The following is a 23,176-nucleotide window of genomic DNA, read 5'->3' on the forward strand; positions in this document are numbered from 1 at the left end:
TGTTGACGTGTCGCAGGTTGGACCTGCGACACGTCGCCCACGTCCGGTGTGGACGCGGTTTGGATAGATTTATCCGTCGACGGGCCAAAATCGGAATGCATTTGCTCGGTTTTGTCTCTGGCCGATGCAATAAGCAGATCAGTTTTCTCCAATGCGGTGCAAAACGCGTTGTGCAAATTTGAAAGACGGGGATCGGAATGGTAAGGCGGCGTCTCATGTGCCGAATGTGTTGCTCCGGGTAAGACCGCGAGAACCCCCGATCCATGGCCATCCGGCCAGCTACCGAAGAGACTTTTCATGACCCTATCCGGACTTTCGACGCCTTCCGCGCAGGGAGCGCTGCGATGACGAGTGCCTTTGCCCAGAGCCGCGTTGATCAGCGGGCGATGGTCGCCTTCGACGGCGTGACCAAACATTTCGGCGGCAGCAACGGCCAGGCCGGTTTCACCGCCCTTGCCGGGGTCGACTATACGGTTCCGAAAGGCGCGATCACCGGGATTATCGGCCGCTCCGGTGCCGGAAAATCGACGCTGATCCGGCTGGTCAACGGGCTCGAGACACCCAGCGCAGGCAAGGTTCTTGTCGATGGCGTCGATGTCGGCGGTCTGGATGATGCCGGCCTTCGCGGCTTGCGCCGTTCCGTCGGCATGATCTTCCAACATTTCAACCTTTTGTCCTCGCGCACCGTCGCCGACAATATTGCCTTGCCGCTGGAAATTGCCGGCCATGACCGCAAGTCGATCCAGGCCAAGGTCGGGCCGCTGATGGATCTGGTCGGGCTATCGGACAAGGCTGGACGTTATCCCGCCGAGTTGTCCGGCGGCCAGAAGCAGCGCGTCGGCATCGCCCGGGCGCTTGCGACCGAGCCATCGCTCCTTTTGTCGGACGAGGCGACCTCGGCGCTTGATCCGGAAACCACCCAGTCGATCCTCGATCTGCTGAAGACCATCAATCGCGATCTCGGCCTGACGGTATTGCTGATCACCCACGAGATGGAGGTGGTCAAGGCCATCGCTTCGCGTGTGGCTGTGATCGACAAGGGGCTGATCGTCGAGGAGGGGCGCACTTTCGATGTGTTCACCCGTCCGAGCCATGAGACCACGCGCGCGCTGTTGTCCGGCCTTGCCGGCACCAAGCTGCCCGAAGCCATCGCGCGCCGGCTGAAGCCTGTTGCCGGCGCGGGCGACCGCCTGTTCGTGCGGCTGAATTTCTTTGGCGCCACCGCCGAACAGCCGCTGGTCTCGCGGCTGATGAGCGAGCTTGGCTCGGACGTCAACATCATCACCGGCACGATCGATGAGATCGCCGGCGAACCCTATGGTTCGCTGGTGGTGTCCTATGCCGCCGCGCCCGATGTGGTTGCGCGTGCCGACCGTTTTTATGCCGAAACCGGCCTTACTGCGGAGGTGCTCGGCTATGGCGCCTGAAATGCTGTTCACTCTTTTGCTGAAAGCCCTTTTGCAGACGCTGCAGATGGTGGCTGTGGCCGGCGTCATAGGCACGCTGATCGGCCTGCCGTTTGGTGTGTTTCTCGCGACAAGCGGTCGCGGCGAACTGTTTGCCGCACCGTCCGTCAATCGCGTCGTCGGCCTTGTGGTGAATGCCGCGCGCTCGACGCCTTTCATCATTCTCGTGGTGGCGATCATTCCCTTCACCCGGTTCATCACCGGCACATCGATCGGCACGTCGGCCGCCATCGTGCCGCTGACGATCGCGACCATTCCGTTTGTTGCCCGGTTGATCGAGGCAGCCATTCGCGAGGTCGACAAGGGGTTGATCGAGGCGGCACGCGCCATGGGGGCGACACCGCTGCAGATCGTCACCAAGGTGCTGCTGGCCGAGGCAAAGCCCGGTATCGTGCTCGCCCTGACGATGACTGCGGTCAGTCTTGTCGGTTATTCCGCCATGGTCGGCGCTGTCGGTGGCGGCGGTCTCGGCGATCTCGGCATCCGCTACGGATACCAGCGCTTCATGCCGGACGTGATGCTGGCCGTCGTCGTGGTTCTCATCGTGCTGGTGCAGGCGGTGCAGAGCGCCGGCGATGTGCTGGCCCGGCGCTTCGACAAACGAAGCCGGAAAAACTGATCCTTCCCAAGTCATAAACAGAAAACACAAGGAGACATTCCATGAAAAAGCTCATTCTCGCGGCCTCGCTCGCCGCTCTGTTCTCTGCCGGTACTGCTCTGGCTGAGAGCATCAAGGTCGGCGTTACGCCGGGTCCGCACGCCCAGATCATGGAAAAGGTCAAGGAAGTTGCCGCGACCAAGGGCCTCGACATCGAAATCCTCGAGTTCTCTGATTATGTCGTGCCGAACCAGGCGCTGACGGATGGCGATCTCAATGCCAACTCGTTCCAGCATCAGCCCTATCTCGACAACCAGGTCGCCGATCGCGGTTTTGACCTTGTCAGTGTTGCGCAGTCGGTTAACTTCCCGATGGGTGTCTATTCCAAGAAGATAAAGAGCCTGACGGAGCTGGCCGACGGCGCCACCGTTGCGATCCCGAATGATCCGACCAATGGCGGTCGTGCGCTGCTGGTGCTGGCCGATCAGGGCCTGATCAAGTTCAAGGATGGCGCCGGGTTGAAGATCGGCCCTGCTGACGTGATCGAAAATCCGAAGAACCTTACCTTTGCCGAACTGGATGCGGCTCAACTCCCGCGTGCTCTCGATGATGTCGACGCTTCGGTGATCAACACCAATTACGCGCTCGAAGCGGGCCTCAATCCCGGCACGGACCCGATCGCGCGCGAAAGCGAAAAGGCACCCTACATCAACGTCATCGCCGTGAAGGCGGCCGACAAGGATGCAGCCTGGGTCAAGACGCTGATCGAATCCTATCACAGCGATGCCGTGAAGGCCTTCATCCAGGAAGAGTTCAAGGGCGCCGTCATCCCGGCCTGGTAATCGCCTGCCGCGCGGATGACATTCCGTGTCGGACAAAAGACAACCTTTCCGGGCAACCCCGGGAAGGTTTGAGGCTGTGAATAAGAAGAATTTAAAACAACGATATTTTCATTGCCTGTCAGTGTGTTAAGCTAAATTGAACACATTGTGCGCAGGGTGGATCTTTATGCCAAGGTTCACATATGCGACTTCCTGCATTTGATATTCGGGGGCTTCGTGCCCAGATGGATCGCCGCTTTGCGGTGACATTCATGCTGATTGTCTTTGCAGCGCTCGCTGTGATCGTCACCAGCATCGTGCTGACAGCGCTCGATCGCGTGGCAAGCTATGCCAACCACCTAGACGAGGAACGGTCCCGCGAGACACTTGTCGGCGCGATAGAAACCTTCAAACATCAGCTCGGGGCGACGCTGAACGACTATGCAGCCTGGGACGATGCCGCCGACTACATCTATGTGCGACGCGATGCCGACTGGGTCGTCCGTAACTTCGGCGACATGACATTCGAAAGCGACCTGTTTGATGTGGCCATCCTGCTCGACGCGCAGGGTGTTGCCAGCATGGCCTATTCGGACGGTGCGTCGATTGTCGGTCCCCTGACCGAATATCTGACATCCGACGTTGCGGGGCTGCTGGAGCAAGTCCAGACGATGCCCGACGGCGAGATGCCGCAGGCGCTCGGGTTTACCAAGACGGCCAAGGGCGTCGGGGTGGCAGGTGTCGCCCTGATCCGGCCAAAATCCGGTGACGTCACGGTGGACGCTGACCAGCGCGCCTATCTCATTTTCATGCGCCATCTCAATGCCGATACGGTCAAGCGGATCGGTCAGGCCTATGTTTTGCCGGGGCTGGCGCTGAACGAGGTCGATCCGGCTATTTCCCATCGGGTGGACATCCTGTCGCCGACACAAGCGACGCTGGGTGCCCTTGGTTGGGATCTGCGTGCGCCGGGCGATATCAGCCGGGCGCAGGTGCGTTGGCTTGTGACCAGCGCCGTGGTCCTGATCGGATTCTATTGCGTGATGCTGTTCGTCGTGGGCACCAAGGAGGTGCGGCGGATGCGCGGTGACGAGGCTGCGGCGATCAAGCTGTCACGGACGGACAGGCTGAGCGGGCTCGCCAATCGTGAGGGCCTGTTCTCGGCGCTGGCGCAAAATGTCGAAGATGCCAGGGCAAGCGGCGAGGATGTCGTGTTGCTCTATCTCGATCTCGACGGCTTCAAGGAAGTCAATGACGCCTATGGGCATGGCACCGGCGACCGGCTCATCCGCGGCGTTGCGGCCGGTCTGCAGATGCTGGTCGGCGAAGACGCCTTGCTCGCCCGCGTCGGTGGAGACGAGTTTGCCATCGCCCTTTCCGGCGCCGACGTCGAGGCGCGGGCGATCGCGCTCAGCGACGCCATCCTGCAGTTCTTCGGCGAACCGCTGACTGTTGGCGAGCGGGTGGTGGTGATCGGCTGCAGCATCGGGCTCAGCGCTTCGCCCGCCGGCAGTGTCGACGGCGAGGAGATCATTCGTCGCGCCGACATGGCGATGTATTCGTCAAAGGAAGGCGGTCGCGGCCGCTGGACGGTCTATGACCCGGCGATGGACGAGGAGCGGGAGAGCCGCAACCAGCTGGAACTCGACTTGAGGGAAGCCATCCAGCGCGGCGAAATTACCGTGGTCTATCAGCCGGTCGTCAGTTCCCAGCACTTCGAACTGGTCAGCGTCGAGGCGCTGGCACGCTGGCATCGACGCGGACATGGGCCGGTGTCGCCCGATGTGTTTATCCCGATTGCAGAAGCCAGCGGTCTGATCGACCAGCTCGGCATGTCCGTGTTGCGCCAGGCGCTGGAGCAATTGCGTAGCTGGCCGGACCTGCGGCTGTCGGTCAATGTGTCGCCGGGCCAGTTCCGTGATCCGGCATTTGTCGCGCGTGTTCAGGCGGTCTTCAAGGAGACCGGCATCGAGCCGTCGCGGACCGTGCTGGAGATGACAGAAAGCTATTTCATTCAAAGTCCCGAGCGGGCGCGGGCTGCACTGGAGCGGCTCCGGCAGATCGGTTTGCGCATTGCGCTTGACGACTTCGGGGCAGGCTTTTCCAGCGTCGGTTATCTCCGGCAGTTCGGCTTCGACCGGATGAAGATCGACAGGTCGATGGTTCTGGCGCTGGAGGAGGGCCACCGCGCCGTCGAGACCCTGCAGGCGACCGTGGCGCTTGCTCGTTCGCTCGATATTCCGGTCACGGCCGAAGGCGTGGAGACGGAACAGCAGGCGGTGATGTTGCGGCTTGCAGGCTGCGACGAGCTGCAGGGCTATCTGTTCGGCAGGCCGTGCAGCGCCGACGATATCGAAATCCTGCGACACAAGTCGATGGAGCCTCGGGCGCGGGCGGCCGAGCAGGCATTCTACGCCCACGCCGAAAAACGCAACCAGGCTTGAGTTTCATCCGATTGCTGTCACTCTTCTCTCTTTGGTTGTCGGAGGGAATGGCATGGGACGTCTGCAGCTTCCGCTTTCGGGTGATGTCACCCAAACGATCAATCCCTGGACCTGGGTGTTCAGCCCGAGCCAGGGCGGCCAGGTCGGACTTTTCAATTTCAGCATCGATCTTGGGCCCTCGACCAATCCCGCGGTGGAAAAGGATATCCTGAGCGGTGTTGCAAGCTACGGCAAGCAGCTCGGCCGGGTCGAGGATGCCTTGCGCCTGGTCATCGACACGCTCGAGGGTCTGGTGCCGGACCGCAACCTGTCGAACGACAAGGCCGTCATCGCGTTCAAGGCGCTGATGTACGAGATCGACAATGTGAAGGCGCAGCACAAGGGCAACTGATCGGGCGCTCGCAATTCGACCGGTGCTTTGCTGCATCGGTCTTCTGCAAGCAGCGGGTCACTCGCCGATATGTCTTTCGCCGCGCTTCTTCGCCAGATTGATCTGCAGCTGGCGCTGGCGGAAACGGTTGCGATCGTCCTCGGTGCGGCTGTCGTAGCACTGGCTGCAGGAGACGCCTTCCTCATAGTGGGCGGAGGTTATCTCTTCGGCGGTGATCGGATTGCGGCAGGCGTGGCAGAGCTTGTGGTCGCCTTCCTTCAGGCCATGGGTGACGGAGACGCGCTCGTCGAAGACGAAGCAGGCGCCATCCCAGAGGCTGGTTTCTTCCGGCACTTGCTCGAGATATTTCAGGATGCCGCCCTTGAGGTGATAGACGTCCTCGAAGCCCTCCTGCTTCATGAAGGCTGTCGCCTTCTCGCAGCGGATGCCGCCGGTGCAGTACATGGCGATCTTCGGCTTGTTGTGCAGGCCGGGATTGTTGCGCACCCAGTCGGGAAACTCGCGGAAGGTCTTGGTGTTCGGGTCCATGGCGCCACGAAAGATGCCGATCGCCGTCTCGTAATCGTTGCGGGTGTCGATGACGATCGTGTCCGGATCGGAGATCAGTGCGTTCCAGTCCTTTGCGTCGACATAGGTGCCGACGATCTGGTTGGGATCGATGTTCTCGACGCCCATGGTGACGATTTCTTTTTTCAGCTTCACCTTCATGCGCACGAAGGGCATTTTCGACGCGCGGCTTTCCTTGTGCTCCAGACGCGCAAATTCCGGCTGGGCGCGCAGGAATGCCAGGACCGTGGCGATCGCCGCATCGGTGCCAGCGATTGTGCCGTTGATGCCTTCATGAGCCAGCAGCAGCGTGCCCTTGACGCCATGAGTCTTGCATAGGGTCTCCAGCGGTTCGCGAAATGTCTCGAACCGGTCGAACTTGGCAAAATGATAAAGAGCGGCCACGCAAAACGCACCGCCCTCTTCGTGGCGAGGGGCTTGGAGATTGTCTGTCATGGCAGGCGAAATACCTCCTTGAGCCCTGCCGTGCAACGGATTTCCGCAATCGGACCGAAGTTTGAAATTCGTCAATTGGAGACGGCGGCCACCGCTTTCATGCCACAACGTGGCATCGGTGGCCTATCCGGTCGTCGCTTCGAGCCAGAGTGTCGCGACGATAGCGGCTTCCGTTCCGGGTGCTTCGGCGAAGACTTTCCTGGCCCGCTCGAGCCCAAGCTGGCGCAGTTGCTGCTGCTGGCGGATGATCATGGCGAGCAGATGCGAACAGGCTTCGCCGCTGCCCAGCAGATCGGGGTGGTGGTCGAGCTGGTCGATCAGCAGGGTCAGGTCGTGTTCGTGGCCGAGGATGTCGACCAGTTCCTTGGCAAGATGGCGCTTTGCGGCAAACGCGGAAGGCCAGAGTTCGCGGAGCAGCAGGAGGTTCATCCAGTAGCCCTGCACTGCCTTGCGCAGATCATGAAAGGCTTCGCCATGGCCTTCCTCCCGGCAAGTCGCCAGCGCCGCGTGGCCTTTGCCAAGCGCCTTCTTCCAGCCCTTGGCCAGCAGCCTTGCAGTCGGGCGCGGCTTGGACGGCAGTTCGAGGCTGGAGAATGCGGTAACGGATGCGCGGCATTGCAAAATTGCGGCGGAAACCTTGTCCGTCAGGTCGCCTTCCTCTGAGGCCAGCATGTCGCGCCGTTCGGTCAAGGCCTGATGGGCGAGGGCGACGGTCGCCTTCTCGTCGCTGTTCAAGGCATGACCTGCCAAATAGGCCATGCTTTCGATCAGAGCGGTCGCGTCGCGTACGGTCGACAGCGAACGAGCGGTGTCGCGCAGCCGGGCATTCTCGGTTTTTCGGGTCTGCTTGTCCTCGACCGCCACCAGCCGCAGCAGATTGCGCAGGCGCTTGAACTTCTTGCGCGCATCATGGATCGCTTCGTGCAGGCCATCCGGCTGATGCTCAAGGCTGGTGATGGCGCGCTGCAATTGCGCGCTTGCGACCTGACGGACCTCGGATGCGAAATCGCCGTCAGGTCTAATGCGATATGGCATGCACACGCTCCGGCACAAGCCGCTCGGTGGCAAGCGCCTGGTTCGAATAGCGCCGGTCGCCGGTCACCTCGCGGCCGATCCATTCCGGCTGGCGTGGCTGGTCGGTTTCCGACTGCATTTCGACCTCGGCAATCACCAGTCCGCGATAGGCGCCCTCGAAGACGTCGATCTCCCAGGTGAAGCCATGATAGTCGACGGTGTAGCGGGTTTTTTCGATGACGTTGCCCTGGGCAAACTCGATCATTTCCAGCGCATCGTCATGCGGGATCGCATATTCGAATTCATCGCGGGTTATCGTGCCGCTGCCGAACTTGATCGTCAGCTTGGCCGAAAGGTTGTCGCTGGTGCGGACCCGTACGGAACGATCCGTATCCACAGCCAGGTAGGCCTGACGCAGACTGGTCTGGGAGGCGACATTCTGCCGCCAATTGTCGTTGCGAACCAGAAACTTGCGCTCAATTTCCTTGGCCATGGTACTCATGCTCCGAAAAGACGCCGACGGGCGTAACCTAGCGCAAGTCGTCAGGTTGGCAACCGGTAAAGCGTCCGCGCGCGCATTTGTCTCGACATCGAGGCGGCTGCGCGGTACTGAAACAGGAAATCTAATCGTTTTAAGAGGCCTCCGATCATGGGCGATAAAACCGCAAAACTGCTCTCCACCCTGAAGCTTCAGCCGGTCGTTCCTGTGCTGATCATCGACGATGCGGATACCGCCGTGCCGCTCGCCAGAGCACTGGTTGCCGGTGGTCTGAAGGCGATCGAGATCACGCTGCGCACGGATGCTGCGCTTGAAGCCGTCCGCCGCGTGGCCGCCGAAGTCGAGGGTGCTGTCGTCGGTGCCGGAACGATCCTCAATGCCAAGCATTTCGAGGCGGCCGTCGCTGCCGGCTCAAAGTTCATCGTCAGCCCGGGCACCACGCAGGAACTGCTGGACGCTGCCCGCGCATCCGATATTCCGCTGCTGCCGGGTGCCGCCACGGCGTCGGAAGTCATGGCGCTGCGTGAAGAGGGCTATCAGGTTCTGAAATTCTTCCCCGCCGAGCAGGCTGGTGGCGCCGCCTACCTCAAGTCGCTGTCTTCGCCGCTTGCCGGCACCCTGTTTTGCCCGACCGGCGGCATTTCGCTGAAGAATGCCAAGGACTATCTGTCGCTGCCGAACGTCGTCTGCGTCGGTGGGTCGTGGGTTGCGCCGAAGGAACTGGTCGCTGCGGGCGACTGGGCCGGCATCACCAAGCTCGCGGCCGAGGCCTTTGCGCTGAGAGGTTGAGCCTTTTCCTCTTTGCCGGACCGGCAGGTCCGGCATATTTCTTTGAACCGTCTTTGTAATCTGATCATCGGCTCCTTATCTACCGGTCTCGATAGACGGCCAAAGGAGACCGCCATGTTTGATGCAAAGAAGCTGCTGGATCAATTTCTGGGCTCGCAGATGCCCGGAACCAATGGAAGCGTGAGGAAAGGCGCCGGCGATGTTGTCGGGCTTGCCAAGTCCAATCCGCTGGCCACTGGCGCGATCGCTGCCGTGCTGCTTGGCTCAAAGACCGGTCGCAATCTGGCCGGTAGTGCGGTCAAGCTCGGTGGTCTCGCGGTGATCGCGGGCCTCGGCTATCAGGCCTACAAGAATTACCAGGCCGGTCAGGCGCCCGAGCCGACCCAGTCGCTGCCGGAGCTTCTGCCGCCGCCGTCCGACTCACCCTTCAGCCCTGATGCTGCCATCCAGAGCGAGGACTTTGCCCTTGCGCTGGTGCGCGCGATGATCGCTGCCGCCAAGGCTGATGGCCATATCGACGACAGCGAACGCAGCCGGATCATGGACAAGGTTCAACTGTCCGGTATCGGTTCGGAGGCCGAAGCCTTCATTCGCACCGAGCTTGCCAATCCGACCGATCTCGACGCCATGGTTTCCGCCGCCCGCACCGAGGAGCAGAAGGTCGAACTCTATACTGCCTCGCGCCTGGCGATCGACCCGGACACGCGGGCCGAGCGCGGCTATCTCGACATGCTGGCCGGTCGTCTCGGCTTGGCCGATGCGCTGGTCGATCACATCGAGGCAACTGTTTCGGCGGCCAAGGTCCAGGCCTGACCGCTCCAGCGGTGAACGCAACATGCTGGCCGGTTGCCTTTGACGGGCGGCTGGCCTAAGCGTTGGCGATCGACCAATGAGAGGCGAGCATGCGCGATCTTTCCACGTTCAAAGGGTGCCCGGCACCCCAGGGTGTCCGGCTTGAGGGCCGCTTCGTCACGCTTGAGTCCTATGACCGCGAGCAGCATCTGAAGGCGCTGTGGGACGGGCTTGGTGGCATGGCGATCAATCCGCTGCTCACCTATTTCACTCAGCCCGATTTTGCCGGCATCGAGGATTTCGATGCCTGGCTGACCGGCGTACAGACCAAGGGCGGCTGGGTAACCCTAGTGTTTCGCGACAAGAAGAGCGGCCAGATCGTCGGCATGGCAAACTACATGCGCGCCGATCCGGCCAATGGCGTGGTCGAAGTCGGTGGTGTGGCGCATGGTCCGGCGATGAGCCGCACGCCGATTGCAACCGAAGTGCATTATCTGATGGCGCGGCATGTCTTCGACGATCTCGGATATCGTCGCTACGAGTGGAAATGCCACAACGAAAACCAGCCGAGCAAGACGACGGCGGTGCGTTACGGCTTTACCTTCGAAGGCATTTTCCGCCAGCACATGCTGTCGAAAGGCCAGAATCGCGATACCGCTTGGTTCTCGATCATCGACGGCGAATGGCCGCTGGTGAAGGCAGGGTTCGAGGCCTGGCTTTCGCCGGAAAACTTTGATGATGCCGGCCAGCAGATCCGCCGGCTTGAAGACATTCGCAACCAGATCAGCCAGGGCCAGATTGGCCAAGGCCAGACCAGCCAGGGAGTGCCGGCATGAGCGAGGCGAAGAACAACGACCGCTCTACAGCCATTGCTGCTGCCCTGGTCTTGCTTGGTTTCGGTGCCGTGCTTCTCGGCTTGCCGACCATCGTTCTGTGGATCGGCAACTATTCACCGGCGCTGGCCGCGGTTGTCGGTACAGTCGGCATCATGTCCTTCTTCCTGGTGCTCTGGCTTCGCGCCCGCTACCAGCGCAACCATCCGACAAAAGACTGAAGGCTAAGGCTGCAGGGCCGCAGCCAGGAGTATGGCTCCCAACAGGATGACCACAAGCGCGCCGCCGATCTCGATGGCGGCCGAGATATAATGTGCCTTGGACGATTGTGGTCCGGAGAGGCGGATCGCCATCGCCTTTGCGCCGACGGCCAGGCTTGCAAGGATCGAAACGGTGATCGCGGTGCCGAGCGCCATGGCGAGTACGGATAAAACACCGCCGAGATAAAGCCCGTTCAAAAGCGCGAATGTCATGACCAGCAGGGCGCCCGAACAGGGGCGCAGGCCGACGGCAATGATGGCAGCCCAGGCGGCACGCAGGTCGAAGCGCTGGCCTGATAGCATTTTCGGATCGGGAACATGGGCAATGCCACATTCGACGCAGACCGAACCCGGTGCGAGGGCGTCATGATCATGGGCGATCGCTTGCGCCTGGAAGCGTGACGGACTTGCCTTGGCACGCGGTGTATTGCTTGATGCCGGCGCAAAGAGGCTGGCTGTGGCGCCACTCTCGATGCCGGTCGCGGCAACCGGGCTATCGAACAGGCTGGCGCTGACGCTTGCGGACAGGGGGCTCGCCTGTCGTAGCATGGTCCTCAACTTGCGGACCAGCAGCCAGCTGCCGAACAGGATGATCATGACATAACTGCCGATCTCCAGTGCCTGGGTGGCGTCGGTCATGCTGATCGTCGTGCCGCGCAGGGCGAGATAGGCGAGGGCCACGACGGCGATCGCGACGGCCGCCTGCAGGAAGGCCGAGGCAAACGAGATCGCGATGCCGCGGCGCAACTCCACTTCGTTGGCGAGCAGATAGGAGGAGATCACCGCCTTGCCATGGCCGGGACCTGCGGCATGGAAAATACCATAGGCAAACGACAGGCCGACGAGGCCGGTCAATTGCCATGGATCGTCGCGCATCGCCTTCAATGAGCCGGTCAGGGCGCGGTAGAAGGCCTGCTGGTGGGTGTTGATCCAGACGAGCCATCCGGCGAAGGGACCGCTTGGCTGGAACGAGGGTTCGGCCGTTCCCACACCGAGAGGGGACGCGGCATGGGCATAGCCTGTCGCCAGCACCAGCGCGGTTGCAAGCAGCGCAAACGCTGTCAGGCGTTTTGCCTCGACCCTGCTCAGCATGTCACTTCCATCCGCGTGGCAAACAGCTTGGCCATGTCGGTGCCAGCCGGATCATTGAAGAAGGCATCCGTCAGCGTACTCTGGTTCTGGGCCAGCACCTCGTCTGCATCCGGGCGCACGACCGTGTGCTTGCAACCGGCGAAGCCCTTGCCTTCGACGAGGATGTCTTCGTCCTTGGCAAAATCGATCGCGGTATACAGGGTCGGATCATGGACGCCGAAGCTCATCTTTCCGCCGATCTTCAAGGGTTGGGCGGGTTTGGCGACGAAGAACACGAGAAGCTGGTTATCCTTAAAATCGACGTTGAAGACTTCCGGCTTCGAGACCGGGCTGTTTGCGCCGTCCTTGCTGATAAAGGTGAAATAGCCATAGTCGGCGAGCGACTCGCGGATCGTGTTGGCGATTTCGGTCAGTTCGGAGTGGTCGAGCTTCAGGTCGCTGTTGGTGTCGAAATCCATCAGGACGCTGGAGGAAAAGACATCGTCGAAGCGCCAGACATTGCGCAGTTCCTTGACCGTTCCGTCATCGTTGGCGATGATTTCCAGTCTGGCCTCGGCAAAGACATGCGGATGCGACAGGGCAGGGGCCGCCGATATCAGCGCCAGCAAGCCCGTGCATAATCCGAGGCGTTTCCTCATTGCGTCCATTCCCTTTCCTGCCCCTTTTCCGCGCCCGCTTTCAATGCCGTTTTCTGTCTGACGATTGGGACGGAAGTGGGACTACGGTCCCTCCGCCTTATTCCAATGCGTTAGGGTCAGCCGTTGCGCTTGAACCAGGCGTGCAGATAATCGACGAAGGCACGGACCTTGGCCGGCAGGTAGCGGCGATGCGGGTAGACGGCATAGATGCCGCGGTCCTTGGCGATGTAGTCATCGAACAGCGACACCAGTTCGCCCGAGACTATATAAGGACGGGCGATAAAGTCCGGGATCATCGCCACGCCCAGACCGGCACGCGCCGCCCTCAGTGTCGCCTGTGGGCTGTTGACCTCGAGCGGACCGCTGACATTGACCGTAAGCGTGCTGCCATCGGTTTCGATGAAGCGCAGGCTGTTATGCGAGCGGCTGTTGGTATCGATCAAAAAGGGGATGCGCGACAATTCCGACGGGTGGACGAGCGGAGCATGCTTTGCGACAAATTCGGGCGTGGCGCAGGCATAGACGCGAAAATCCGAGATCTTGCGGGCGATCATGGCCGAATCATCCAGCTTAGTGATGCGGATGCCCAGATCGAATCCCTCTTCGATCAAATCGACGAATCGGTCTTCCGCGACGATCTCCAGGGAGAGATCCGGGTTTTCCTTGGCGAAATCGATCAGCGATTGCCCGATCTCCGCATCGATGAAGGTTCGGGGCAGCGTGACCTTCAGCTTGCCCTTCAGGTCGGCATTATTCTCGCGCACAAGGTCGGCCAAGTTATCGATTTCCTTGAGGATATCGGCAGCCGTGCGATAGTAGGTGTGGCCGGCCTCGGTCATCGAAAACTGTCGAGTGGTGCGGTTCAGCAGCAGCGCGCCGAGTTCATCTTCGAGTTCGCGGACATATTTGGACAGCAAAGCCTTGGACCGGCCGGTCTTGCGTGCCGCAGCGGAAAAGCCTTCCGCTTCAACCACATCGATAAAGGCGCGAATGCGCGTCAGCGTGTCCATGATGCCAAATCCCCTCAAATTTAGCCGGATTGTGAACGCATGGGGCTGATTGTTCAATAAATATCGGTGTTTTGACTAAAAATGGGGCCCGGGATGAAAAACCGCTTGATTATGACGTCGGGGTTTCTTATCTCCCGTTCAGCCCAAAGTCGCACGTGCCCGTGTGTGTCCGCCGACCCTCGAAATGGGATTTATCCCTAAGGTGAGGTCATCGGTAAGGTACCTGGAACTAACCCCTCCAGTCGCTATTCCGGCCAACCGGAAAATGCGAGGACATACGAAGCAACGACGGTGCGGGCCTTTTTGTTCTCTCCCGGCTTTCCATCAGCCGGGGATTCTGAAGAGGCACACCATCATTGCCGGAAGTGCGGTCGGGTTCTCCCTCCAATCCATGGCAGACAAAGCCGGATCAATGTTCTTGGCGGAGCGTTGATTCACAATTCGCGCGTCGAGCGTATGCACGGTATCGGTGTCTCCACCGACTGATGCCGTCGTGTATTCTCGTATGCCCTTTGTCCTTCGGATTTATCCGAAGCTTGGAACTGTAGGGAATACAACGATGACCACTGCCCGCATCCTCGACTTCATCAACACCCGACGTCCCGAAGGTCCCTGCCTCGTGGTTGATCTCGACGTCGTGCGCGATAATTTCGGCGCCTTCCGTCACGCCCTGCCGGACAGTGCTATCTATTATGCCGTGAAGGCAAATCCGTCGCCGGAAATCCTGTCGCTGCTCGCCTCGCTTGGCTCGAACTTCGACTGCGCTTCGGTTGCTGAAATCCAGATGGCGCTCGATGCCGGTGCATCGGCTGACCGGATCTCGTTCGGCAACACGATCAAGAAGGAGCGCGACATTGCACGTGCCTTCGCGCTCGGCGTCAACCTCTATGCGGTCGACAGCCATGAGGAAGTCGAAAAGCTTTCCCGTGCAGCCCCTGGCGCCCGTGTGTTCTGCCGCGTGCTCACCGATGGCGAAGGCGCCGAATGGCCGCTGTCGCGCAAGTTCGGTTGCGTGCCGCAGATGGCCGTCGATGTTCTGGTCTATGCGCATCAGCTGGGCCTGGAGAGCTTCGGCGTGTCCTTCCATGTCGGTTCGCAGATGACCAAGGTCGATGCCTGGGACGGCGCTCTCGCAGACGCCAAGCGCGTGTTCAACTCGCTGGCCAAGCAGGGCATCGTTCTGAAGATGGTAAACATGGGTGGTGGTTTCCCGACCAAGTACCTGCGCGACATCCCGTCGGCAGAAGCTTATGGCCAGGCGATCGGCGCGTCGCTGAAGAAGCATTTCGGCAACAACATCCCGCAGACCATTATCGAGCCGGGTCGCGGCATGGTTGGCAATGCCGGCGTGATCAAGGCGGAAGTTGTTCTGATCTCGAAGAAGTCGGACAATGACGAACATCGCTGGGTCTTCCTCGACATCGGCAAGTTCGGCGGTCTGGCCGAGACCATGGACGAAGCGATCCGCTACCCGATCCGCACCGCGCATGACGCCGACGAGATGGAGCCCTGCGTTCTGGCCGGGCCGACCTGCGACAGCGCCGACGTGATGTATGAGAAGAACATGTATCCGCTGCCGATCTCACTTTCGATCGGTGACGATGTTCTGATCGAAGGCACGGGCGCGTACACCACCACCTATTCGGCGGTGGCGTTCAACGGGTTCGAACCGCTGAAGTCCTACGTCATCTAAGACGTCTGCGACGTCCGCGCCGGGATGCCGGCGCGGCAAATACACAATTTCCGCTAATCTTCTTGGTTCGGGAGGCCGACATGGCCGCTGTTCTGACGAGTGTGCGCGCATTTTTTGCGCAGGCACCTGCCTTTGTCATCGATAATGAAACGCCCGCGGATGTCGTGGCGCGCGAAAACCTGCTTGATCTGGCCATGGGTGCCGATCGTCGCACGAAATCATCGGAGAAGATCCGGCGCGGTCGCCTGCCGGCCGAAGGCCTGGCGCTGGTCGCGCGTGATCGGGATGGTCATGTGATCGGCACGGTGCGCCTGTGGAATATCGAGGCGGGCGTGAGCCGTGAAGGCCAGGTGATCCAGGCGTTGCTTCTCGGCCCGCTTGCCGTCGATCCTGCCCACGAGGGCAAGGGTATCGGCGCGGCGCTGATGCGGGCCAGCCTGTTGGAAGCCCGCAAGCGCGGCCACGGGGCGGTGCTTCTTGTCGGCGATGCATCCTATTATGAGCGCTTCGGCTTCTTTGCCGAGAGGACCCAGCATCTGGTGATGCCAGGCCCGTTTGCGCGCGAGCGGTTTCTGGCGATTGAACTGGTTGCCGGATGGCTGGAGGGCGCTGCCGGCATGGTGGTCGCTTGCGGCCGGGCGCTGTCGCACCCGACGGAGCAGCGCAAGGCGGCCTGACGGTTCCGTACTCGTCTTTATCGAAGATGGCCCGGCGCGCGACTCACGCGTGCCGGGCCTTTTGATTTTGCGGCCGTGCAGCGATGCCACGCTCCGAAGGTGGTTCGCCTGAATGCTACGTCATGTCCAGGCTTGCCAATCATCAAGGCTGGCTGTGGCGATTGCGCCACAAGCCCGATCAGGATGGTCGTGGTATTTTCGGTCTCGCTAACCTATTGATCTAACTCAACCCATCGACCTTTGAACAGCGATTACGTGGCTCCGGCTTAGCCATATTGTTGATCAAGGAGAAACCTATGACGATCGATCGGACTGCGCGCAGAACTGCGCTCGCCGCCACTGCCACCCTTCTGCTGTTCGGTTCAGCGGCGACGGCGGCGGATCTCGCGCCGCTGCAGGAACCGGTGCCTGAAACGCAGGGCGAAACACTTGAGGCGCTCAGCCCATGGCAGGTCCGCGTGCGCGGTCTGGGCGTGATCACCAATGACAGCGGCTCGGTCGACCAGATCAGCGGTTCGGGCCTGTCCTATAGCGACAGCGTTATTCCTGAACTCGATATCAGTTACTATTTCACCGACAATTTCGCTGCCGAACTGATCCTCGGCACGACCTCCGCCAATGTGTATGGCGAGGATGCCATCGCCGGTCTCGGCAAGATCGGCAAGACATGGGTTCTGCCGCCGACGTTGACCATGCAATATCACTTCACCGATTTCGGTGCCTTCAAGCCCTATGTCGGCGCCGGTATCAACTATACCGTCTTCTACAATCAGTCGGGTTCCGCAGCATCCGACCTCGATGTGAAGGACACGTTCGGCACAGCTCTGCAGGTTGGTTTCGACTATATGCTGAACGACCATTGGGGTCTCAATTTCGATGCCAAGAAGCTGTTTCTGCGGCCCGAGTTCGAAACGACAATCGGCGGTACTACCTATACGGGTAAAGCCAAGCTCGATCCCTGGCTGATCGGCGCCGGCGTCACATACCGCTTCTAGCATCAGCGGGAAATCTGCAGAATGAGGGGCGGTCATTTGCCAATGGCCGCCCCGTCCATTTGCGGCGACTTTGTGGCAGAAAAAGCTAGGAAATTCAGCAAAAGAGCGTGCGCTGAGACGTTTTTTGCGACAGTCCGGCGCGTACAAATGTTAGACATTACTTTTATATCATTGAATTCACTGAGGAATAAATTTTGCAGAAGCGGGAACAAAAGGCATCTTTTTGAAAGCCTGATTATGTTGTATAATCAACACACCAAAAAGCTGAGATCCGCGTTATATTGGCATCTGCATCACACTAGGAGTGAAACACATGATCAAAAGCATTCTCATCGGTTCCGTCGCGGCAATCGCAATTTCGAGCTCGGTCTTCGCGGCAGACGCCGTGTACGAAGCACCGGCTGAACCGCCCGTAGCCGTGGAGACTGCTCCGCAGTTCTCCTGGACTGGTGGCTATGCCGGTATCCTCACCGGCTACGGTTGGGGCGATGGCGACTTCTTTGACGGCACCACGGCTGCCAACGATGATTTCGACGGCGCACGTCTCGGCGCATTCGCCGGTTACAACTGGGGCTTCGGTTCCAACGCGATCGTCGGTCTCGAAGGCGACCTGAACTACGACTGGAACCAGAACGACTACGGCGTCGGCGAAGTTGGTACCGGTCTGAACGGCTCGGTTCGCGCCCGTCTTGGTTATGCCATGGACCGCGTCCTGCTCTATACGGCTGGCGGTTACACGGCGACCAACTTCAAGGTTGAAGGTTCCGGTATCGACGAAAGCACGACGCTGCACGGCTGGACCGTCGGCGCTGGTGTTGACTATGCTCTCACGGATCGCGTCTTCACCCGGCTGGAATATCGTTACAACGACTTCAGCGACAAGGAAGTCCTTGGCGTTGATACCGACTTCGACCAGCACGTCGTCAATATCGGCCTGGCCGTCAAGTTCTAAGGATCACTGTATCCTTGTTGTTTCACCGCCCGCCCCTGGAGACAGGGGCGGGCGGACTTGTTTTCGCTGTGTAGTCTGGAAAGGTCAGGCGGCGATTGTGGACCGATGACGCTGCGCAATACCGGGAGGCCTCTTGGCCGACTGACGATCAAGCTGGAACCGTCCGACAAGGCTGGTCAGTTCCTCGGCGCCTTCGGTCAATGTGTGGCTGATGGCGGTGGTTTCCTCGACCATGGCCGCATTTTTCTGGGTCATCTGATCAATGCTGTTGATCGCTGTGCTGATTTCCTGCAGGCCGAGTGCCTGTTCACGGGCAGCCGTTGCAATGGCATCGACATTGGAGTCGATGCGGCTGACGAAATCACCAATCTGGGTGAGCGCCGTGCCCGTCTCTCCGACAAGAGTGACGCCTGAGGCAACCTCGACACTGGATTTCTGGATCAAGCCCTTGATGTCGCGGGCGGCGTTGGCCGAGCGCTGGGCAAGTTCACGAACCTCTTGGGCGACCACTGCAAAGCCCTTGCCGGCCTCGCCTGCGCGGGCCGCTTCAACGCCTGCATTGAGGGCCAGCAGATTGGTCTGGAAGGCGATCTCGTCAATCACGCCGATGATCGTGCTGATTTCCGTCGACGCGCTCTCGATGCGCTGCATGGCGATCACTGCATTGCGCACGACGTCGCCGGAGGCAAGCGCACAGGTATTCGCCTCCTTGACCAGTTCGCGCGTGTCATGTGTGCGATCGGCAGACGAACGAACCGTCGCAGTTACCTCTTCCAGGGCGGCTGAGGTTTCTTCCAGCGCCGTGGCCTGCTGCTCGGTGCGCTTGGCAAGGTTGCTGGAGGCCTCGCGCATTTCGTTGCCGTTTTCGAGCAGTCGGCCTGTTTCGTCGAGGACCCGTTCAAGGGTTTCCTGGAATGTTGCGATCGACTTGTTGAAGTCCGCTCTCAACGGCTCGAAACGCGTATCGAACGGATCATCAAGGCTCATCCGGATATTGCAGTCTGCCAGGCGGTGCAGACCGGCACCAAGTGCCTCGATGACAAACCGCAGGGCTTCAGCTTCGATGACCCGGTTCTGGTCTCTGGTTGCGCGTTCGCGGTCGACTTCGGCTCGGGCCGCTTCGGCGTCCGCCTGAAGGCGGCGATTTTCAAGTCCGGACTGGCGAAAGATTTCGACCGCCGCCGCGATGTGCCCTATTTCGTCCTGGCGGGAAGCGTAAGGAGCGATACGCGCGAGGTCGCCTTCCGCCATCCGGGTCATGTATTCGGTGATCTGGGCAAGGGGGTTGAGGGCGCGGCGGCGGATGAAGAACACCGAGCCAAGGGCCGTGGTGATCAGCAGCAGGCCAAGACCGAGTGCCAGCCGTTCACGGAAGGCCGATTCCGCCGCGGCAAATTGTTCGCGACCCTGCAGGTAGGTGTTGGCCATCGCCACCAGATCGTTGACCGCGACTTCATGGCTGTGGAACTCCTGCTTCAGTTGCAGCAATGCAGCGGTGACGGTTGCGGGATCTGCGGTTTGGAGTGCAGGCAGGTAGAGACCTTCCAGGGTCTTCCAGAACAGGTCGCCGCGGGCCAGAACTTCGCTGTAGAGCTGTTTGCTCAGGTCCTCGGTCAGCGTAGCGGTCTTCCAGTATTGGCGGCGGTCCTCATACTGCTGATGCAGCAGTTGAAAACGGGGAATGTTGACGGCGGCAGTATCGGGATGCAGCACCGTCTCATTGGCCAGCGCATAACTCTCGATCAGGTAAAGCGGCGGCGGCAGGATGTCTGCGATCAGGTCCTTGCCATCGACAATCTCGCGATAGATCGGGCCGTTGATCTTGAGGGTTTGAATGGTTTGGGCGCCGATGGCCGCGACGGAAATGATACCGGCGGCAAGAGCCAGCCCTGCCGCGGTCACGACGAAGGATAAGTTGAGACGCATGCGAGCTTTCCGTTCAGGAGGCACGCCTGGTTGAGGGCGCAAGCACATATGGCTTCGCCGTTGACCCGGCTGGGTTTCAATGAATTTGGACAAAAAGAGAGGGACGACAATCCCAAGGTGGCGAGGCGCGGCTTATATCTCTCGCTCGCCCCCCACAAATGTGGGTGAAATTACTACCGCACGGTTAAGGTAACCGGGACCTAAACAAAAATATGCGAAATTTCGCACTTTTTTCGGGTGGAACGTCGAAATCGACGTTCCACCCGAAATTTGCAATATATATCAGTATCTTCGAATTCAATTATCCAGCGATATCGATGACGCCGCAATCTCCCGTTTCCGAAGCGAAGGCAAGAAGTTTGCCGGTAGTGCTCCAACTCATCGAGGTGATCGCACCCTTGCCGGGACGGCGCAACAGGGCTTCCTTGCCGTCGGCGATGCGCACGGCGAGGATCATGCCGTCGATAAATCCGATGGCGAGAACTTCTTCTGCCGGGTGGAAGGAGACCTCCGTGACCATGATATTGGAGCGGGTGCCAAGCTCGAGTGGTGCCTTGCCCATCGGGCCGTCCTTGCCGGAAAATGGCCAGACGATTGCGGCCGGTGCGCCCGAAGAGGCCAGCCACTTGCCCTTGATCGACCAGGACAGCGATTTGACCTTGGCCGGGTAGCCGGTCATGCGCATGTGACGGGTATCGGATGCCTTGCCGTCCAGCTTCCAGCCATGCAGGGCGGATTCCTGCATCGAGGTCACGACGAAGCGGCCATCGGGGGAGAAGGTGACGCCGGTATGGGCGCCCTTCCAGTCGAGGTCAATCGGTGCGCCGGCGGTGCCGACCCAGTGAAGCGTGACACCATTGTAACGGGCGGCAGCGATGCGCAGACCCTTGGGGGCAAAGTCCAGGCCTTCGACCGTGCGCTCTTCGGTGAATTCCTTCGACGTGCCGTCGGCGAGCCGAACGATACTCGACTTGCCATGCGCATAAGCAACGGCGCCTTGAGGGCCGGCGGCCACGACGGAGATCCACTTGCGCGGCACATGGGCAAGTTCGGTGACGCTGCCGTCATGACCAATGCGCAACACGCGGCCGTCCTCGCCGCCGGTGACCAATGTCTGGTTGGCATGGTCCTTGACGCAGGCGAGCAGGCCATGATGGGCTTCGGTCACCTTTTCACCGCCATCAAGACGGTGAATGGTGCCGGTTGCGGTGGCAAAGACGGGGATGTCACCGAGGAAATGGACTTTCAGCACATGACCGTCGATGTCGAGAGGCGCAACAGTCGGCATCAGGCGGTGGCCTCACACGCCTTGAAGCTGGCTTCGAGCTTCTCACGGTCGAGATCCCGGCCGATGAAGACAAGGCGGCTTTCGCGCTTCTCGTTTTCCTTCCACGGACGCTGGTGATCACCTTCGATGATCATGTGCACGCCCTGAACGACGTAACGCTCCTCGTCACCCTTGAAAGCGATGATGCCCTTGAGGCGGAGGATATTCGGGCCTTGTGTCTGGGTGACCTTCTGGATCCACGGGAAGAAGCGGTCCGGGTTCATCTCGCCGCCGCGCAGCGAGACAGACACGACGGTGACGTCATGTATCGCCGAGGGGGCATGGTCGTGGTGGTCATGATGCGCGTGATCGTGGTGGTGATGATCATGGTCGTGATGATGATCATGCCCGTGGTCGTGGCCATGATCATGGCCGCAATCGGGACCGCAGACATGATCAGGCGCATCATGATCGAGGAAATGCGGGTCGTTTTCAAGCGCACGGTCGAGATTGAAGGCACCCTGATCGAGAACCTTGGAGAGATCGACGCCGGAGCGGGTGGTCGAATAGATCCGGGCCGACGGGTTGATGGCGCGGACGATATGTTCGATCTGGTGCAGTTCGTCATGGCTGACAAGGTCGGCCTTGTTGATGACGACGACATCGGCGAAGGCGATCTGGTCTTCGGCCTCGCGGCTGTCCTTCAGGCGCAGCGGCAGATGCTTGGCATCGACCAGGGCGACGACGGCGTCGAGCTCGGTCTTCGAACGAACGTCGTCATCCATGAAGAAGGTCTGGGCGACGGGGACCGGATCGGCGAGGCCCGTGGTCTCGACGATGATACCGTCGAAGCGGCCGGGGCGGCGCATCAGGCCTTCGACGACGCGGATCAGGTCGCCGCGCACGGTGCAGCAGACACAGCCATTGTTCATTTCGTAGATTTCTTCGTCCGACTCGACGATCAGGTCGTTGTCGATGCCGATCTCGCCAAACTCGTTGACGATGACCGCGTATTTCTTGCCGTGGTTTTCCGACAGGATACGATTGAGGAGCGTGGTCTTGCCGGCACCGAGATAGCCGGTAAGCACGGTGACGGGAGTCGGCTTCGCAAGAGCTTCGGTCATGAAAACCTCGAACAGAGTGGGCTGCCGCGGACTGCGGCATGTTATTGTGTTACCGTCATATAGGCTCTGGCGCGCGCCAGTTCAAAGGCTTTGTTGCCAGTTTTGCCGGTGGACACAACAATGGGAAAAAGATCCGCGCGGGCCAGTCTATTGGAGCCAGTCCATCGGGCCAGCGATCTTAGCTGGCAAGGGCGGAGCGAATGTCGGTGCGGGCAAAGTCGTTGCCGATGAAGAGAAGCGGGCAGTCCAGTTCGTCGGCCAGTGCATAGGAAAAACAATCGCCGAAATTCAGTCCGGCCGGATGGAACCCCTTGCCCCAGCGGGCATAGGCGGCGGCCGCGCGTTCGGCGCGGGAGGGCGTAACGTCGATGATGTCCAAGTTTGCTGCCTTGAATAAATTTTCTAGGTCGTTCTGTCGATTCTGGCGAAGGCAAACGATCCGTGCCTCGGTGAGTGTGGCAGCGGAAATTCTCGAGACATCCGTGTTGAGCAAGATTGCCTGACAATCTGCTGCCGGCGGTTCGTTCTTGAGAATTGCAATCAAGGCAGAGGTGTCAACGACGATCATCCAGGAAGGCCGTCTTCATCATAGAGGAAATCCTGGCTGTGCGCTGCAGAGACACCATCGTCCGGATGGTTTGCAGCATTGGCGCGAACCTTTTCAAACAAGGCGAGACGCGCCTCCCAACTGAGCTTTTTCGCTGGCGCGACAGTACCGGCATCCAATGCCTGCAAAACAGCAGTCGGCATATCGTCGCGGGTCAGCACGACATTTTCCCCGCGTTCGGCGATTTCGACCAATTCCTCGAAGCGCCCGGCTGCTTTCTCGATGGATATGCGCATAGGTTCCTCCCATGACATCGGCATGCCGATACTATGCGCGCCGCCTAGCT

The 23,176-nt window shown here is 60.2% G+C and carries 24 protein-coding genes; 13 read left to right on the forward strand and 11 right to left on the reverse strand.

Features of this window, described 5'->3' with window-relative positions; genetic code table 11:
* Positions 1-386: 386 nt before the first annotated feature.
* The 5 genes from GVK95_RS12700 (at position 387) to GVK95_RS12720 (ending at position 5,720) form a co-directional block, all read left to right on the forward strand.
* Positions 387-1,427 carry a methionine ABC transporter ATP-binding protein gene (locus GVK95_RS12700; protein WP_200844279.1) on the forward strand — a complete coding sequence of 347 codons (1,041 nt, stop codon included), beginning with the start codon at positions 387-389 and terminating at the stop codon, positions 1,425-1,427.
* Positions 1,417-2,085 (forward strand): methionine ABC transporter permease, encoded by a 669-nt coding sequence (locus tag GVK95_RS12705; RefSeq protein ID WP_159950107.1) that lies wholly within the window; start codon positions 1,417-1,419, stop codon positions 2,083-2,085. The genes GVK95_RS12700 and GVK95_RS12705 overlap by 11 nt, the downstream gene beginning before the upstream one ends.
* A 41-nt stretch (positions 2,086-2,126) precedes the next feature.
* Positions 2,127-2,906: a MetQ/NlpA family ABC transporter substrate-binding protein gene (locus GVK95_RS12710; RefSeq protein ID WP_159950109.1), complete on the forward strand. Its 780-nt coding sequence runs from the start codon at positions 2,127-2,129 to the stop codon at positions 2,904-2,906.
* 182 nt (positions 2,907-3,088) lie between these two features.
* Complete coding sequence (locus GVK95_RS12715; RefSeq protein ID WP_159950111.1) at positions 3,089-5,329, forward strand: EAL domain-containing protein; 2,241 nt, start codon at positions 3,089-3,091, stop codon at positions 5,327-5,329.
* 52 nt (positions 5,330-5,381) lie between these two features.
* Positions 5,382-5,720 (forward strand): hypothetical protein, encoded by a 339-nt coding sequence (locus GVK95_RS12720; protein WP_159950113.1) that lies wholly within the window; start codon positions 5,382-5,384, stop codon positions 5,718-5,720.
* A 57-nt stretch (positions 5,721-5,777) separates the two neighbouring features.
* Here the strand turns inward: GVK95_RS12720 and GVK95_RS12725 are convergent, their stop codons facing one another.
* The 3 genes from GVK95_RS12725 to GVK95_RS12735 all read right to left on the reverse strand — a co-directional run bounded on the left by GVK95_RS12725 (position 5,778) and on the right by GVK95_RS12735 (position 8,229).
* The gene (locus tag GVK95_RS12725) at positions 5,778-6,722 is read right to left on the reverse strand and encodes a rhodanese-related sulfurtransferase (protein ID WP_159950115.1); all 945 of its coding nucleotides are present in this window, start codon (positions 6,720-6,722) and stop codon (positions 5,778-5,780) included.
* A gap of 123 nt (positions 6,723-6,845) precedes the next feature.
* Positions 6,846-7,757, reverse strand: a complete 912-nt coding sequence (locus GVK95_RS12730) for a CHAD domain-containing protein (protein ID WP_159950117.1) — start codon at positions 7,755-7,757, stop codon at positions 6,846-6,848.
* The gene (locus GVK95_RS12735; RefSeq protein WP_159950119.1) at positions 7,741-8,229 is read right to left on the reverse strand and encodes a CYTH domain-containing protein; all 489 of its coding nucleotides are present in this window, start codon (positions 8,227-8,229) and stop codon (positions 7,741-7,743) included. Before GVK95_RS12735 ends, GVK95_RS12730 begins: the two co-directional genes overlap by 17 nt.
* Before the next feature lie 156 nt (positions 8,230-8,385).
* On the opposite strand from GVK95_RS12735, the gene GVK95_RS12740 reads away from it, so the two are divergent.
* The 4 genes from GVK95_RS12740 to GVK95_RS12755 all read left to right on the forward strand — a co-directional run bounded on the left by GVK95_RS12740 (position 8,386) and on the right by GVK95_RS12755 (position 10,870).
* Positions 8,386-9,024, forward strand: a complete 639-nt coding sequence (locus GVK95_RS12740) for a 2-dehydro-3-deoxy-phosphogluconate aldolase (protein ID WP_159950121.1) — start codon at positions 8,386-8,388, stop codon at positions 9,022-9,024.
* 114 nt (positions 9,025-9,138) lie between these two features.
* Positions 9,139-9,837: a tellurite resistance TerB family protein gene (locus GVK95_RS12745; RefSeq protein ID WP_159950123.1), complete on the forward strand. Its 699-nt coding sequence runs from the start codon at positions 9,139-9,141 to the stop codon at positions 9,835-9,837.
* 89 nt (positions 9,838-9,926) lie between these two features.
* Positions 9,927-10,652: a GNAT family protein gene (locus tag GVK95_RS12750; protein WP_159950125.1), complete on the forward strand. Its 726-nt coding sequence runs from the start codon at positions 9,927-9,929 to the stop codon at positions 10,650-10,652.
* Positions 10,649-10,870 (forward strand): hypothetical protein, encoded by a 222-nt coding sequence (locus GVK95_RS12755; RefSeq protein ID WP_159950127.1) that lies wholly within the window; start codon positions 10,649-10,651, stop codon positions 10,868-10,870. Before GVK95_RS12750 ends, GVK95_RS12755 begins: the two co-directional genes overlap by 4 nt.
* 3 nt (positions 10,871-10,873) lie before the next feature.
* On the opposite strand, the gene GVK95_RS12760 is transcribed toward GVK95_RS12755, so the two are convergent.
* From GVK95_RS12760 to GVK95_RS12770, 3 genes are all read right to left on the reverse strand, one after another.
* Entirely contained in the window at positions 10,874-12,001 is a 1,128-nt protein-coding gene (locus tag GVK95_RS12760; protein ID WP_159950129.1) for a nickel/cobalt transporter, read from the reverse strand.
* A complete protein-coding gene (locus GVK95_RS12765) occupies positions 11,995-12,639 on the reverse strand; it encodes a DUF1007 family protein (protein WP_159950308.1) in 645 nt (214 codons plus the stop codon). The genes GVK95_RS12760 and GVK95_RS12765 overlap by 7 nt, the downstream gene beginning before the upstream one ends.
* 116 nt (positions 12,640-12,755) lie before the next feature.
* Entirely contained in the window at positions 12,756-13,649 is an 894-nt protein-coding gene (locus GVK95_RS12770) for a LysR family transcriptional regulator (protein ID WP_159950131.1), read from the reverse strand.
* Positions 13,650-14,208: 559 nt separating this feature from the next.
* Here GVK95_RS12770 and odc2 point away from each other — a divergent pair.
* The 4 genes from odc2 to GVK95_RS12790 all read left to right on the forward strand — a co-directional run bounded on the left by odc2 (position 14,209) and on the right by GVK95_RS12790 (position 17,966).
* Positions 14,209-15,342 (forward strand): ornithine/lysine decarboxylase, encoded by a 1,134-nt coding sequence (odc2, locus tag GVK95_RS12775; RefSeq protein ID WP_113142203.1) that lies wholly within the window; start codon positions 14,209-14,211, stop codon positions 15,340-15,342.
* An 80-nt stretch (positions 15,343-15,422) separates the two neighbouring features.
* Positions 15,423-16,019, forward strand: coding sequence for an N-acetyltransferase (locus GVK95_RS12780; RefSeq protein WP_159950133.1), 597 nt, complete (start codon positions 15,423-15,425; stop codon positions 16,017-16,019).
* A 296-nt stretch (positions 16,020-16,315) separates the two neighbouring features.
* The gene (locus GVK95_RS12785; RefSeq protein ID WP_159950135.1) at positions 16,316-17,014 is read left to right on the forward strand and encodes an OmpW family protein; all 699 of its coding nucleotides are present in this window, start codon (positions 16,316-16,318) and stop codon (positions 17,012-17,014) included.
* Positions 17,015-17,327: 313 nt separating this feature from the next.
* Positions 17,328-17,966, forward strand: a complete 639-nt coding sequence (locus GVK95_RS12790) for an outer membrane protein (protein WP_159950137.1) — start codon at positions 17,328-17,330, stop codon at positions 17,964-17,966.
* Positions 17,967-18,050: 84 nt separating this feature from the next.
* Here the strand turns inward: GVK95_RS12790 and GVK95_RS12795 are convergent, their stop codons facing one another.
* The 5 genes from GVK95_RS12795 to GVK95_RS12815 all read right to left on the reverse strand — a co-directional run bounded on the left by GVK95_RS12795 (position 18,051) and on the right by GVK95_RS12815 (position 23,126).
* Positions 18,051-19,892 carry a HAMP domain-containing methyl-accepting chemotaxis protein gene (locus tag GVK95_RS12795; RefSeq protein WP_159950139.1) on the reverse strand — a complete coding sequence of 614 codons (1,842 nt, stop codon included), beginning with the start codon at positions 19,890-19,892 and terminating at the stop codon, positions 18,051-18,053.
* Between the two features lie 301 nt (positions 19,893-20,193).
* Positions 20,194-21,180: a WD40 repeat domain-containing protein gene (locus GVK95_RS12800; RefSeq protein WP_159950141.1), complete on the reverse strand. Its 987-nt coding sequence runs from the start codon at positions 21,178-21,180 to the stop codon at positions 20,194-20,196.
* A complete protein-coding gene (locus GVK95_RS12805; protein ID WP_159950143.1) occupies positions 21,180-22,283 on the reverse strand; it encodes a GTP-binding protein in 1,104 nt (367 codons plus the stop codon). The genes GVK95_RS12800 and GVK95_RS12805 overlap by 1 nt, the downstream gene beginning before the upstream one ends.
* Positions 22,284-22,461: 178 nt before the next feature.
* Positions 22,462-22,851, reverse strand: coding sequence for a type II toxin-antitoxin system VapC family toxin (locus GVK95_RS12810; RefSeq protein WP_159950145.1), 390 nt, complete (start codon positions 22,849-22,851; stop codon positions 22,462-22,464).
* Positions 22,848-23,126, reverse strand: coding sequence for a type II toxin-antitoxin system prevent-host-death family antitoxin (locus GVK95_RS12815; protein WP_159950147.1), 279 nt, complete (start codon positions 23,124-23,126; stop codon positions 22,848-22,850). The genes GVK95_RS12810 and GVK95_RS12815 overlap by 4 nt, the downstream gene beginning before the upstream one ends.
* Positions 23,127-23,176 lie beyond the last annotated feature (50 nt).

This window comes from Rhizobium sp. 18065 (genome assembly GCF_902706095.1).
Taxonomy (GTDB): Bacteria; Pseudomonadota; Alphaproteobacteria; order Rhizobiales; family Rhizobiaceae; genus Allorhizobium.

Bases quoted from the DNA above. Each gene is read 5' to 3' on its own strand.
- GVK95_RS12700 (WP_200844279.1), top strand. From the start codon at position 387: ATGGTCGCCTTCGACGGCGTGACCAAACATTTCGGCGGCAGCAACGGC.
- GVK95_RS12705 (WP_159950107.1), top strand. From the start codon at position 1,417: ATGGCGCCTGAAATGCTGTTCACTCTTTTGCTGAAAGCCCTTTTGCAG.
- GVK95_RS12710 (WP_159950109.1), top strand. From the start codon at position 2,127: ATGAAAAAGCTCATTCTCGCGGCCTCGCTCGCCGCTCTGTTCTCTGCC.
- GVK95_RS12715 (WP_159950111.1), top strand. From the start codon at position 3,089: ATGCGACTTCCTGCATTTGATATTCGGGGGCTTCGTGCCCAGATGGAT.
- GVK95_RS12720 (WP_159950113.1), top strand. From the start codon at position 5,382: ATGGGACGTCTGCAGCTTCCGCTTTCGGGTGATGTCACCCAAACGATC.
- GVK95_RS12725 (WP_159950115.1), bottom strand. From the start codon at position 6,722: ATGACAGACAATCTCCAAGCCCCTCGCCACGAAGAGGGCGGTGCGTTT.
- GVK95_RS12730 (WP_159950117.1), bottom strand. From the start codon at position 7,757: ATGCCATATCGCATTAGACCTGACGGCGATTTCGCATCCGAGGTCCGT.
- GVK95_RS12735 (WP_159950119.1), bottom strand. From the start codon at position 8,229: ATGGCCAAGGAAATTGAGCGCAAGTTTCTGGTTCGCAACGACAATTGG.
- GVK95_RS12740 (WP_159950121.1), top strand. From the start codon at position 8,386: ATGGGCGATAAAACCGCAAAACTGCTCTCCACCCTGAAGCTTCAGCCG.
- GVK95_RS12745 (WP_159950123.1), top strand. From the start codon at position 9,139: ATGTTTGATGCAAAGAAGCTGCTGGATCAATTTCTGGGCTCGCAGATG.
- GVK95_RS12750 (WP_159950125.1), top strand. From the start codon at position 9,927: ATGCGCGATCTTTCCACGTTCAAAGGGTGCCCGGCACCCCAGGGTGTC.
- GVK95_RS12755 (WP_159950127.1), top strand. From the start codon at position 10,649: ATGAGCGAGGCGAAGAACAACGACCGCTCTACAGCCATTGCTGCTGCC.
- GVK95_RS12760 (WP_159950129.1), bottom strand. From the start codon at position 12,001: ATGCTGAGCAGGGTCGAGGCAAAACGCCTGACAGCGTTTGCGCTGCTT.
- GVK95_RS12765 (WP_159950308.1), bottom strand. From the start codon at position 12,639: ATGAGGAAACGCCTCGGATTATGCACGGGCTTGCTGGCGCTGATATCG.
- GVK95_RS12770 (WP_159950131.1), bottom strand. From the start codon at position 13,649: ATGGACACGCTGACGCGCATTCGCGCCTTTATCGATGTGGTTGAAGCG.
- odc2 (WP_113142203.1), top strand. From the start codon at position 14,209: ATGACCACTGCCCGCATCCTCGACTTCATCAACACCCGACGTCCCGAA.
- GVK95_RS12780 (WP_159950133.1), top strand. From the start codon at position 15,423: ATGGCCGCTGTTCTGACGAGTGTGCGCGCATTTTTTGCGCAGGCACCT.
- GVK95_RS12785 (WP_159950135.1), top strand. From the start codon at position 16,316: ATGACGATCGATCGGACTGCGCGCAGAACTGCGCTCGCCGCCACTGCC.
- GVK95_RS12790 (WP_159950137.1), top strand. From the start codon at position 17,328: ATGATCAAAAGCATTCTCATCGGTTCCGTCGCGGCAATCGCAATTTCG.
- GVK95_RS12795 (WP_159950139.1), bottom strand. From the start codon at position 19,892: ATGCGTCTCAACTTATCCTTCGTCGTGACCGCGGCAGGGCTGGCTCTT.
- GVK95_RS12800 (WP_159950141.1), bottom strand. From the start codon at position 21,180: ATGCCGACTGTTGCGCCTCTCGACATCGACGGTCATGTGCTGAAAGTC.
- GVK95_RS12805 (WP_159950143.1), bottom strand. From the start codon at position 22,283: ATGACCGAAGCTCTTGCGAAGCCGACTCCCGTCACCGTGCTTACCGGC.
- GVK95_RS12810 (WP_159950145.1), bottom strand. From the start codon at position 22,851: ATGATCGTCGTTGACACCTCTGCCTTGATTGCAATTCTCAAGAACGAA.
- GVK95_RS12815 (WP_159950147.1), bottom strand. From the start codon at position 23,126: ATGCGCATATCCATCGAGAAAGCAGCCGGGCGCTTCGAGGAATTGGTC.